The sequence below is a fragment of the Enterococcus silesiacus genome (assembly GCF_001886225.1).
In the GTDB taxonomy this organism is placed as follows: Bacteria; Bacillota; Bacilli; order Lactobacillales; family Enterococcaceae; genus Enterococcus_L; species Enterococcus_L silesiacus.
In genome coordinates this window covers 70,853-82,983 of record NZ_JXLC01000013.1, presented here as the reverse complement: position 1 = coordinate 82,983, position 12,131 = coordinate 70,853, and the positions used below count along the sequence as shown (strand labels likewise).

Here is a 12,131-nt window from a genome sequence, read left to right as displayed (position 1 = left end):
CTGTTTTTCTAATAAATATTGGTATTAGGATTTCAAACATGGCTTAATATGATTGAAATCTCTTTTCCAAACCGTAACACTCTTACAATAAGCCTAAATATAATACAAATTCTCCGACGGATACACCGCATCACTCGTAATATCCAACCCTAACTCTCGTAACGTTTGCTCATCATTCTTACTCAACATCACCGTAGAATGCGCTTGGACACCATTTAATTCAGATAATTTATCATACGCCAATTGTGCTGTTGGGTTCGTCACGGCACTGATCGCTAGCGCAATCAAGATTTCATTGGCCTTTAAGGCTGTTATTTTACTGTGTAAATCTTTTTGCTTCATCGTTTGAATAGTTTCAAGAATCACTGGAGATAGTAATAAAATTTCATCTGAAATATTCGCTAATGTTTTAATTGAATTTAAAATAGCTGATGAACATGAATCCATTAAGCTGCTCGTTCTCCCTGTTACAATTCGACCGTCTTGTAACTCAAACGCAATAACAGCGGGTGTATCATTACTTTGGGTTTGTTCTCTTAATCGTTCTGAATACTCTCTAGCAGGAAGCACCGCTTTGCGATCTTCTTTTTTCAGCTCAACTTCTTCCATGATCAATTTAATACGATTAACTGTTTCTTCATCGATCAAGCCTTTTTTAAAGTCGCATTCTGTGGCAAAACAGCGACGAATAATTTCTTGCTTAGAGGCTTCTTTCACCACGTCATCATCGACGATTCCAAAACCAACACGGTTCACACCCATATCTGTTGGGGATTGATAAACGGATTCTTCTCCGGTAATTTTTTCAATGATTCTTTTGATTACTGGGAATGTCTCAACATCACGATTATAATTAACAGCAACTTTTTGGTATTTATCAAAATGGAAGGAATCAATCATATTCACATCTTTCAAATCAACGGTTGCTGCTTCATACGCAATATTTAAAGGGTGCTTTAACGGAACATTCCATACTGGGAAGGTTTCGAATTTTGAATAGCCGGCAGTCTTGCCATTACGACTCTCATGATAAAGTTGATTCAAACATGTCGCTAATTTGCCACTACCAGGTCCCGGTGCTGTAACGACCACGATTGGTTTCGTTGTCGGGATATACTCATTTTTACCAAAGCCTTCTTCACTGACGATTTTTTCAAGATTAGATGGATAATCTTCAATCGCCGCATGTTTATAGACTTTGATATCTCTTCGTTCCAACTTGTTGATAAACATTTTTGTAGATGGCTGTCCACTGTAGCGTGTAATGACTACACTATTGACGGCTAAGCCGTACTCTCTTAATTCATCGATTTGACGTAAAATATCCATGTCATAGGTGATTCCATAGTCACCACGAATTTTGTTTCGCTCAATATCACCTGCATAAACACAAATCAAAATCTCCGCTTGATCTTTTAATTTTTGTAACAGTTTAATTTTAGCATCCGCATCAAAGCCTGGCAAAACGCGTTTTGCATGCATATCTCCAATCAATTTACCACCAAATTCCAAGTAGAGCTTGTCATAATGGTCAACTCTTTCAAGGATATATTTCGATTGCTCTTCGATGTACTTTTGTGGATCAAAACCTAGTTTTTTCACGTAAGAACCCTCCGATATTTGTATACTGCCATCTATTATAAACTTATTTACGGATGATTACGATAAAGAATTTCATTCTTTACTATCTAACTATATTTTACGAATAACTGCTGACATACATTTAGTCTATATTCTAATCTTCTTGCTATGAAACTAAAACAAGTTACCCAAGCAATGCTATCTACTTATTCTTTCAAACGCCTGTTTTAGATCCGCTATCAAATCACCAATATATTCAATACCTACAGATAAGCGAATCAACCCATCTTTAATTCCAGCCTGTTCTCTGATTTCCTTTGGAATAGATGCATGGGTCATCACTGCTGGAACTTCGATCAAACTTTCAACTCCACCCAAGCTTTCTGCTAAAATAAAAATTTCTAAGCTTTCCACAAACGAATTGACCAACGCCGCATTTTTCAGCTCAAAGGAAATCATGCCACTAAAGCCGCTCATTTGTTTTTTGGCTAATTCAAAACCTGCATGGCTCTTTAACCCTGGATAATAAACAGCTGCAATAGCTGGATGATTTTCAAGATATGTTGCAACTTTTAATGCATTTTTTTGGTGAGCTTCCATTCTAAGGGCTAAGGTTTTGAGACTTCTTTGAACTAACCAACTATCATGTGGACCTAGGACGCTCCCTATCGCATTTTGGTAATAGCCGATTTTTTCTGCTAACGCAGTTTGGTTCGTCACTGCTAAACCTGATACGACATCACTATGTCCACCAAGATATTTTGTTCCACTATATACGACAATGTCGGCTCCTAATGTTAACGGACGTTGAAAATAGGGTGTCATAAAGGTATTATCGACAATCGTCAGTAAATGATGTTTTTTTGCTAAAGATGAGATTTCTTGAATATCAGAAATCTTCAATAATGGATTTGTTGGCGTCTCAAAGAGAATTGCTTTTGTTTTATCCGTGATTGCCTGCTCTATTGAGGTTAAAGCATCTGTTTTCACCAATGAATATGTTAGTCCATTTTTCTCAAAAACCTTTTGAAATAGCCGAAACGTTCCGCCGTATACATCATCTCCTAATAATATATGATCTCCTGACTCAAAAAGTGATAAGACAGTATGCAAGGCTGCTAAACCAGAAGCAAATGCAAAGCCTTGGACTCCCTCATCTAGCTCTGCTACTAGTTCTTCTAAAGCGAATCGTGTCGGATTTCCAGAACGAGAATATTCATACTGTTTAGGTTTTCCAACACCATTTTGCTGATAGGTTGACGTTTGATAGATTGGGACACTGACTGCTCCTGTTTGTTCATCGTTACTAATTCCACCATGGATTAATTTTGTTTGAAAATGCATCGTTTTTCCTCCTTGAATTTGCCTTTAGCCATAAATATTTTTTGAGAGATATCGTTCTCCAGAATCTGGAAAAATAGTGACAATTGTACTGTTTTCAGGTAAAAACTGGCTTTCTTTAATGGCTGCCGCAAAAGCTGCGCCACTTGAGCTACCGACGAGTAGCCCAAAGTTTTGCGCTAATAACCTTGCAAAATAAAACCCTTCTTCATCACGGATAGTATAAATGTTATCAATACTTATGTTCTCAAAGAAGGTTGGGATAAACTCTACTCCGATCCCTTCGATTTCGTGACCATGAGCTGCTCCCCCATTTAAAATCGAGCCTTCTGGTTCTACTCCAATAGCACGAATCGTTGGCTTCTGTTCTCGTAGATAGGCTGTAACTCCCGCGAATGTCCCCCCACTGCCGATTCCTGCAACGAAGCTTGTTATTTGTCCTGAAAGTTCATTAAAAATTTCAGGTCCAAGTGTGTTGTAATACGCCTTGGGATTTTCTGCATTTTCAAATTGTAAAGGTAAATAACTATTTGGGATCTCTGTTGCCAATTGTTTTGCTTTGTTGATTGCCCCACTGATTCCTTTTGCAGTTGGCGTATGAACGATTTCTGCTCCTAGCGCTTTCATCAATTGTTGTTTTTCCAAACTAAATTTCTCTGGTACAACAAATAGAGTCTTGATTCCTTCTTTCACTCCTGCTAAGGCAATACCAATTCCTGTATTCCCTGCTGTGGGTTCAATGATTGTTGTTGCGGTATTTATTTCCCCTCGCTGCAAAGCGTTCGTTAGCAAATGTTGCCCCAACCGATCTTTTACACTGCCGCCTGGATTCAGGTACTCCAATTTCGCGTAAATCGTACTCCCTTTTTGACCTCCAAATCGAGTCGCATCAAACTGAAACATCGGTGTGTGTCCGATCAATTCCTGTACTTCATCAACTATCATGACATCCTCCTATCGCTATTAACGAATCTAACTGCGTCGTTGCAACAAAAAAAGTGAACAAAAAAAGAGGTACTGACTATTAAATCAGTACCTCTTGAACGTCAAATATAAACAGTTCACCTTTTATTTAGTAAAGTGACCTGAAGCTTTTAACTTTTCTAGATGAACTATTAATAGGCATGACAAATTGGTATGCTGCTTTTTCGCACCATACAAAAACAGCATGTAACTGAACGTCTGTTGTTTGTCATGTCTCTTCCACTCCTCTAAATAAGTATACATGGAAGATATCACATCAATTTTCTGATGTCAATTTAAAAACATTATTCTAAAAAGATATCGTACTAATCAAATCACGGTTTGCTCCCAACCATAACATGTCTTTTTCTGAAAAATATTCTTTCGCTAGTATTCAAACGAAAGCAACGAATCACAAAAAAGGAGAAGCGATTGATCCGCTTCTCATCTTTTTTTACTTCGCTCGTTACGAAACGATTGGAGGTGTTCCTTCCGCGTTCCCAACAATAGCATCGATTTGAATCAATGCGTCTTTCGGCAATGTCGCTACACCTACTACTCTTCTAGCCGGTATGCCATCTGGGAAAAATTTCCCATAAGCTTCATCCACAGCAGCCATATCTGCGATATTTTTCACAAATATATTGACTTTCACTACATCAGCTAGCACATGATCCACACTTTCGATGATCGCTTTGATATTGTCTAAACACTGCGTAGTTTGTTCTTTTATCCCGCCTGTAACCATCTTATTCGTTTTTGGATCAATCGGCAATTGTGCCGAAATGTTATTATAATGAGAAAAGGCAACTGTTTGCGTTGAGAATTGACACTTTGGTGCTTTTTCCGTATTATTCGCTTCGATAATCAAGCCATGTCGATCTTCGATTGCTTGCGGTGGTGTACCATCTCCATGTGAAACGACTGCTTCGATTTGGACTGCAGCTCCCATCGGTAAATCTGCTACCTCTACCACAGTTCTTGCTGGAACATATCCTACTGCTCGAGCAATCGCTGAATCTGGGAAAAAGGTTGTATAAACTTTGTTTACAGCATCAATTTTTGAAAGGTCTTTAAGAAAAATAGTGATTTTCACAATATCATCAATTGGAACATCAATACTTTCTAAAATTGCTTTGATATTTTTTAAGCACTGCCCCGTTTGCTTTTTGACACAACCAGCGATCACTCTACCGGTTTTTGGGTCGATCGGTAATTGGGCCGACAGATTATTGTAGTGAGAGAATGAAACGGTTTGCGTTGAAAGTGAGTTGTTGGGCGCATTTAGCGTATTATTGGTAAGTTTTATCAGATCGCCTGCTTGTGGTGCGTTTGGGATCGTACCTTCACCATTTGAAACTAAAGCCTCGATTTGTACCAAAGCATCCATAGGTAATGCGTCTACTGCGACAACTGTTCTTGAAGGATGATAGCTAGTGAAAAATGATGCGTATACGTCATCTACTGCATCCATATCTTTAATATTTTTTACAAAAACAGTGATTCTCACAATATCACTCATCACGTGATCAATGCTATCTACAATTGCTTTGATATTTTTAAAGCATTGCTCTGCTTGTTCTTTAATACCGCCAGCAACTAATTCCCCAGATACCGGATCAATCGGTAGTTGCGCTGAGAAGTTATTGTAATGAGAAAAAGCGACGGTTTGTGACGATAGGGGATTTTTCGGTGCGTGCTCCGTGTTTCTTGCTAGTACTGCGTTATCATTGCTCATAGTTCTATTCCTCTTTTCTGTTTGGTACATTCAAATAAAAAAAACTACTCTCTCAACAAAATGCTAACGCTTTCATTTTATATTAAAGCCAAAAACCATCTTTTTTACGAGTGCAGTGCTTTTTACTATCCTGCTTTTTTATTATGGAAATCATGACAAATTGACAAAAATTATACCACTTCTTTCAGTCTACAATAATAGCGCTAATATTTCAATAACCTATTTTAATATTTATCGCACTGATGAAGGGAGTTGCTTTTCTCTTTTAAACATGCCACAATTCTTATACATAAGTGTCATATTTAGATATTGGCGCAGCCTTTAATGTTAGGAGTTACATTTTCATGATAAAAAAAGCAGAAATGCCGCTTTGTGACGTGGCAACGACGGTTCAGTTGATCGGGAGTAAATGGAAAACCCTGATTATACGCGACCTAATAACAGGACCAAAAAGAAATTCTGAATTAAAGCGATCATTAGCAGGGGTTTCCCAAAAAGTCTTGACAGAAAGTCTTAATTCTATGATAGTAGACGGCATTGTGGAGCGAATAGACTTCCAAACCGTTCCGCCTCATGTTGAATATCAATTAACACCGCTCGGAGAAACGTTACTCCCTGTGATTGAGTCCATGAGACAATGGGGGCAATTTTATAAACAACAACGTTGATCGATAGTTACAAATTTGTGCCTATTTAACAATTCTCCAAAAGTTATTTATACTTTTATTAGAACAATAAACAGCTATTGAGGAGGAAATACAATGAACCTTGAATCGACACCAATTGAGGCAGTTAATACCACTGTTGAGTCAACTATTTTAAATGGCGAATCCGTTTTAAAAGTGACAAAAAAAGAGAAACTGATGGAATTTGATGAAAACACATATGCTAAACTTACTGACTCAATCTTCCATAATGGAACGATCGAAGTCAAAATGTTGAGTCGTTTGTTACCCGATGCGCCAGATTTTGCACGTGGTTTTATTGGCATTGCCTTTAGAATCAATGAGGATGATACACACTTTGAATCTTTTTATGTAAGACCAACAAATGGTCGGATTGATGATCCTGTCAGAAAAAATCGCGGTGTTCAGTATTTTTCCTATCCTAAATATACCTTTGACTATTTCCGCAATCTTGGCATCACTGATTTTGAGGGACCAGCCGAGATTGGTCTTGATGAATGGATTAGTTTAAAAGCGGTGATTAATGACGCTCAAGGGAAATTTTATTTGAATGATCGTGAAGAACCTGTCTTAGTGGTAGAAAACATGAAGCACGGTGCTGACGCTAAAGGCGCTATTGGGTTCTTTGTTGATATTGGGACTGAAGCCTTCTTCAAGGATTTGAAGATTACCGCAACAGATTGAAAAAGAAAAACAGGAAATCGATGAGAATCCTTTTATTTTAAGGATTTCTTATCGATTTTCCGTTTCGTTATATGTTTATTTTAGACAATCATCGATTGATCTTCGCTGAATCTTGTTTAAGGAATTTGATTACTTCAGCTTCATTGAATTGATTACAATCTCCTTTGATCATATGCTTCAACACAGAAGCAGCCGTGGCAAACTCAACTGTTTCTTGGGGTGATTTTTGCATTAGCAAACTGTGGATTATCCCACCACTGTAGGCATCACCACCGCCAATCCGATCAACGATAGGATCGATCTTATAATTTTTTGAAGTATAACCTTTCCCAGCTAGCCATAGTGTTCCTTGAAGTTCATTGCAACTTGTTGAATGGACGATTCGATTCGTTGAATACAGAGCCTCAATTCCTGGAAACATTACATTCATTTGTTGATAGTAATAGCTGATATCTGTATCTAGCTCCTGTTCAGGAATCCCTAACAAATGAATTGCATCCAGTTTACCTGCTGAACAATAGTCAACGTAATGTAGGATTTTTGAAAAAAAATCGCCCGCTTCTTTTTGACTCCAAAGATTTTGCCGATAATTACAATCAAAACTAACTTTACACCCTTTACTTTTAGCTGCCTTCATTAATTTGATCGTGAATTCTTGCCACCGTTTAGATAACGCAGGGGTAATACCTGATATGTGGAAAACAGCCACTCCTTCAAACAACTTCGAAACATCCCAGTCTAACGTTTGCATGTCAGCAAACACCGATCCTTGTCGATCATAAATCACATTTGTTGCCTGTAGTCCAATTCCTTGTTCAACGTAATATGTTCCGATGCGTCCTTGATTTTTCAATAAATGGCTAGTTAACACACCATAACTGCTCAGGTGTTGTGCAATTGCTTGTCCAAAACTGTTATTTGGAACCTTGCTGGCATATTGGACTTGATGACCATAATTAGCCAGTGAAATGGCTACATTCGCTTCACCACCACCATAATAAACCTCCAACTGATTTGTACGATCCAGTCGAATTCCAGGATTGGTTGATAGGCGCATCATAATTTCTCCCAGGCAAACGACTCTAGCCATTTTCTAGTCCTCTGATCTCAATTAACTTTGCAGCATATTGTTTGGCAATTTCCGTGACTTTCGCAAAGTTTCCTTCTGCTGCCGGAGCAAGTAGATTACCGCCAACCCCAACGGCTACGACACCTGCTTTAAACCAAGTAGCCATATTTTCCAAGCTAACGCCACCTGTTGGCATCAAATTAATCTGCGGCAGTGGTGCTTTAACTGCTGACACCATACTTGGACCGCTAATATTTCCCGGAAATAATTTGATGATATCTGCGCCGCTTTTTAAAGCTGTTTGCATTTCTGTGATCGTTACACATCCAGGCAAATAAGGGATTTGATACATATTGCATAATTCGGCTGTCTCTTGATCAAAGCTTGGGCTAACCACAAATTCAGCACCTGCCATGATCGCTAAACGGGCGGTCACTGCATCTAGTACAGTTCCTGCTCCAATCACAACATCTTGTCCTTGATAGGATTCTATCAACTCTTGGATCACCGCTTGCGCATTTGGTACGGTAAATGTTACTTCGATGCCTTTTAATCCGCCCTCAATGATTGCACGACTGGCTTTTACCGCTTCTTCTTGGTCTTTTCCACGAACGACTGCAATCACACCAGCATGCTCTAATCTTCTTAATACATCCACTCGCTTCATCTGTTTATCCCATCCTTTTTCATTAGCTAAGTTGTGCTCGTTCAAGTAAGGCACCTGCTTGATGCTGACCTTCCAAATCTTTTAAACCTGATAATGTAGCTACACGATCCATATTGGTGATCACAACGATGATCATGGTTTCTTTTTCTTGGCTACGAATATAGGCAAGATCCATTTGAGCAATTTTAGTATCTGTAGAAACCTTATCTCCCACTTTTACAAAAAGCTCAAACCCTTTTCCAGCTAAAGCGACCGTATCGATTCCCATATGCACGAGGACTTCGATCCCATTCGCTGTTTTGATGCCAATTGCGTGCTTTGAAGGAAAAATTGTTGTAACTGTGCCACTAACAGGTGAAAAAACAGTGCCATCGATCGACTCAATCGCAAAGCCGTCACCCATCATTTTGGTTGAAAAGACTTCATCCGGCACGTTTTCTAACGGAATATAGCTTCCTTTAGCCGTCGCATGAAGATCGACTTCGTTAGTTAATACATCGTCTTCCTCTTCTTGTTTTGGTACCATAAAATAACAGATAGTAAATGAAAGAATCAGTGCAATTAGAATTCCTAAAACCGCAAAAATGAAATACTGACCAATATAGGCTGGCAAACTAAAAATACTAGATAAGATATACCCATAAATCCGAACGCCGAAGAAACTAATAAAAGCTGACGCTACAGAACTACCGATCGTTGCAGCGATAAAGGCTTTTTTATATTTAGACAAAATCCCGAAAAGCGCAGGTTCCGTGATCCCTAAAAGACCAGAAACGGCTGAAGATAACACTAGAGATTTTTCTTCTTTGGTTTTTACTTTTGTATAAATCGCAGCTGTCGCTCCAGTGATCGCCATATTTGCCATAAACATCATCGGCATCAACATGTCATACCCTTGATTGGCAAAGTTTTGCAGCGCAATCGGCGTCATCGCATGATGCAATCCTGTAAAGATTGCGATCGGACGAATCGCACCCACGACGATTCCTGCTAAGACTGGTGAAATCGAGAATAGCCACGCAACACCTGCTGCTAATAGATTTCCTAAATGAATACTGATTGGTCCAATCACAGTCAAAGTCAGCAATCCTGCAACAAACAATGAAATAGTCGGTGTAAAAACGGTGCGTAATATTTGCGGTAACACCTTATCCACCCAGCGATAAATGTAGCTCAAGGCCAACACAGCAAAGATAATTGGAATAACCGTACCCGCATAGTTAAAGACCGGAACTGGCACAACACCAAACAGCTGGAACGCCGAAATTTTACCTTCCGCAACTGCTGCTGTCATTGTAGGAAATTGTAGAATCGCTGCAATCGCAATCGCCAAATACTGATTCGTTTTAAAAATTCTTGCTGCTGATGCTGCTACGAAGAATGGCAGAAACGTAAATACACCGCTAGCTACCATGTCAATGATCAAATACGTATCCGTTTGGTTAGAAATGACATTCAGTGCAACCAGCCCCGCCATCAATCCTTTGATCATTCCAGCACCAGCAATTGCTGGAACAATTGGACCGAACACTCCTGAAACAGTATCCATAAAGACCGAAACGAGGCCTTTTTTCTCAGTTTCACCTTGTTGATTGTTCTCATCTAAGCCTAGTTCTTTAGCAATTGGTGCAAAGTAATCTGCAACGTCGGTTCCGATGACTACCTGTAATTGATCGCTTTGATATTTCGTTCCGACAACTTTAGAAAGTTTTTCAAGCGCTGAATAATCCACTTTCTTTTCGTCTTTCAGATTAAACCGTAATCTAGTCATGCAGTGCCAAACATTATTGATATTTCCTGCCCCGCCAACATCTTCAATAATTTGCTTTGCTATTTCTTCGTACTTCATTTTTTATCCCCCTTGTTCGGAATACATCCTTCTACTCAGTTATTTAAACCAGCAGAACAGGAATTCTTGTTTCCGTTTTCACCAACATAGTAGCATGGAAAATCCACCTTGTAAAACCAGTCCTTTTTATTGAAAATATAATAAAAACAGCTTTATATAAACGTTTATAAATATAATAACTAAAAATTGGACTGGTTTTATATCGTTTAACTCGTTTTTTTCAGACCAAATTGACACTGCCTTATTATCGTGTTTCAATAAATGTAGAATTAATCTGTATCAATAGAAATTGGAGTGAAAAAAATGACACCAACGATCATTACCGATATAAAAAGTTTTGCGATTAAACCAGACAGACATAATCTACTTGTAGTTAAAGTTGAGACCGACAAAGGCGTTTCTGGCATCGGCTGTGGAACGTTTCAGTTTCGCCCATTAGCTGTTCAAACCGTCGTCCAAGAGTATCTAAAACCACTTCTAATTGGAAGAGATGCCAACCAGATCGAGGACATTTGGCAAGTGATGAATGTAAATTCTTATTGGCGCAACGGCCCGATCACTAATAATGCTATATCTGGTGTAGACATGGCTTTGTGGGATATTAAAGGAAAACTAGCGGATATGCCACTCTATCAATTATTAGGCGGAAAAGCCCGGACAGCCATCCCCGCTTATACACATGCGGTAGCAGATAATCTAGACGATTTATTTGGTGAAATCGATAAATTTCTCGATGAAGGATATCGTTATATTCGCTGTCAACTAGGTTTTTATGGTGGCAATCCTGACAATCTGCAGACGCCAAATCAGCCAATCAGTGGTTCTTATTTTGATCAGGAAGACTATATGCAAACGACTTTGAGTATGTTTGAAAGTGTTAAGAACAAATACAATAATCGTTTCCAAATGCTTCATGATGTTCATGAACGCTTGCATCCTAATCAAGCTGTACAATTTGCGAAGGCTGCCGAAAAGTATAATCTCTTCTTTTTAGAAGACATTTTACCTCCTAATCAAAATGAATGGTTAGCACAATTACGCAGCCAATCAGCAACACCGATCGCTACTGGTGAATTATTCAATAACCCTATGGAATGGAAAGAACTTGTCCGCAATCGCCAAATCGATTTTATGCGGGCACACGTTTCTCAAATTGGTGGAATCACACCAGCATTGAAACTCGCACACTTCTGCGAAGCAATGGGCATTCGTATCGCTTGGCATACACCTTCTGATATTACGCCTGTTGGTCTAGCAGTGAATACGCATTTGAATATTCACTTACACAATGCGGCGATTCAAGAAAATATCGAGATTCCAACAAATACAAAAACACTTTTTGGCAATATTCCAACGCCAGAAAAAGGCTTCTTTTATCCGATCGAGCAAAGCGGGATCGGAGTGACATTTGACGAAGAGCTTGCAAAAGAATACCCAGTTGTTTATCGTCCACATGAATGGACACAAAGCCGGACACCAGACGGGACGATCGTGACACCATAACTATGATAAAAAACGACTAGCTTCTTTACTACCAGCAAACCAATTGCTGA

The 12,131-nt window shown here is 38.9% G+C and carries 10 protein-coding genes; 3 read left to right on the top strand and 7 right to left on the bottom strand.

The window, feature by feature from the left end:
* Positions 1-93: 93 nt before the first annotated feature.
* The 4 genes from RV15_RS10280 to RV15_RS10265 form a co-directional block, all read right to left on the bottom strand.
* Positions 94-1,602 carry a DUF1846 domain-containing protein gene (locus RV15_RS10280; RefSeq protein WP_071877958.1) on the bottom strand — a complete coding sequence of 503 codons (1,509 nt, stop codon included), beginning with the start codon at positions 1,600-1,602 and terminating at the stop codon, positions 94-96.
* Between the two features lie 177 nt (positions 1,603-1,779).
* On the bottom strand, positions 1,780-2,925 hold the full coding sequence (locus tag RV15_RS10275; protein ID WP_071877957.1) for a cystathionine gamma-synthase: 1,146 nt from the start codon (positions 2,923-2,925) through the stop codon (positions 1,780-1,782).
* A 24-nt stretch (positions 2,926-2,949) separates the two neighbouring features.
* Entirely contained in the window at positions 2,950-3,867 is a 918-nt protein-coding gene (locus RV15_RS10270) for a PLP-dependent cysteine synthase family protein (protein ID WP_071877956.1), read from the bottom strand.
* 484 nt (positions 3,868-4,351) lie between these two features.
* Positions 4,352-5,623 carry a RidA family protein gene (locus RV15_RS10265; RefSeq protein WP_071877955.1) on the bottom strand — a complete coding sequence of 424 codons (1,272 nt, stop codon included), beginning with the start codon at positions 5,621-5,623 and terminating at the stop codon, positions 4,352-4,354.
* A 344-nt stretch (positions 5,624-5,967) separates the two neighbouring features.
* Here RV15_RS10265 and RV15_RS10260 point away from each other — a divergent pair, with 344 nt between their 5' ends.
* A complete protein-coding gene (locus tag RV15_RS10260) occupies positions 5,968-6,291 on the top strand; it encodes a winged helix-turn-helix transcriptional regulator (protein ID WP_071877954.1) in 324 nt (107 codons plus the stop codon).
* 93 nt (positions 6,292-6,384) lie between these two features.
* Positions 6,385-6,993 carry a hypothetical protein gene (locus RV15_RS10255; RefSeq protein WP_071877953.1) on the top strand — a complete coding sequence of 203 codons (609 nt, stop codon included), beginning with the start codon at positions 6,385-6,387 and terminating at the stop codon, positions 6,991-6,993.
* Between the two features lie 88 nt (positions 6,994-7,081).
* Here RV15_RS10255 and RV15_RS10250 read toward each other — a convergent pair whose 3' ends face one another.
* From RV15_RS10250 to RV15_RS10240, 3 genes are read right to left on the bottom strand one after another with little or no spacing between them, the layout of a single operon-like run.
* On the bottom strand, positions 7,082-8,083 hold the full coding sequence (locus RV15_RS10250) for a sugar kinase (protein ID WP_071877952.1): 1,002 nt from the start codon (positions 8,081-8,083) through the stop codon (positions 7,082-7,084).
* On the bottom strand, positions 8,076-8,729 hold the full coding sequence (locus tag RV15_RS10245) for a bifunctional 2-keto-4-hydroxyglutarate aldolase/2-keto-3-deoxy-6-phosphogluconate aldolase (protein WP_071877985.1): 654 nt from the start codon (positions 8,727-8,729) through the stop codon (positions 8,076-8,078). Before RV15_RS10245 ends, RV15_RS10250 begins: the two co-directional genes overlap by 8 nt.
* A 22-nt stretch (positions 8,730-8,751) precedes the next feature.
* Complete coding sequence (locus RV15_RS10240; protein ID WP_071877951.1) at positions 8,752-10,578, bottom strand: glucose PTS transporter subunit IIA; 1,827 nt, start codon at positions 10,576-10,578, stop codon at positions 8,752-8,754.
* Between the two features lie 303 nt (positions 10,579-10,881).
* Between RV15_RS10240 and RV15_RS10235 the strand changes: the two genes are divergently transcribed.
* Positions 10,882-12,081, top strand: coding sequence for an enolase C-terminal domain-like protein (locus tag RV15_RS10235; RefSeq protein WP_071877950.1), 1,200 nt, complete (start codon positions 10,882-10,884; stop codon positions 12,079-12,081).
* Positions 12,082-12,131: the final 50 nt, after the last annotated feature.

Excerpts from the sequence above, each read along its gene's own strand:
- RV15_RS10275 (WP_071877957.1), bottom strand. The coding sequence starts at position 2,925 with ATGCATTTTCAAACAAAATTAATCCATGGTGGAATTAGTAACGATGAA.
- RV15_RS10270 (WP_071877956.1), bottom strand. The coding sequence starts at position 3,867 with ATGATAGTTGATGAAGTACAGGAATTGATCGGACACACACCGATGTTT.
- RV15_RS10265 (WP_071877955.1), bottom strand. The coding sequence starts at position 5,623 with ATGAGCAATGATAACGCAGTACTAGCAAGAAACACGGAGCACGCACCG.
- RV15_RS10260 (WP_071877954.1), top strand. The coding sequence starts at position 5,968 with ATGATAAAAAAAGCAGAAATGCCGCTTTGTGACGTGGCAACGACGGTT.
- RV15_RS10255 (WP_071877953.1), top strand. The coding sequence starts at position 6,385 with ATGAACCTTGAATCGACACCAATTGAGGCAGTTAATACCACTGTTGAG.
- RV15_RS10250 (WP_071877952.1), bottom strand. The coding sequence starts at position 8,083 with ATGGCTAGAGTCGTTTGCCTGGGAGAAATTATGATGCGCCTATCAACC.
- RV15_RS10245 (WP_071877985.1), bottom strand. The coding sequence starts at position 8,729 with ATGAAGCGAGTGGATGTATTAAGAAGATTAGAGCATGCTGGTGTGATT.
- RV15_RS10240 (WP_071877951.1), bottom strand. The coding sequence starts at position 10,578 with ATGAAGTACGAAGAAATAGCAAAGCAAATTATTGAAGATGTTGGCGGG.
- RV15_RS10235 (WP_071877950.1), top strand. The coding sequence starts at position 10,882 with ATGACACCAACGATCATTACCGATATAAAAAGTTTTGCGATTAAACCA.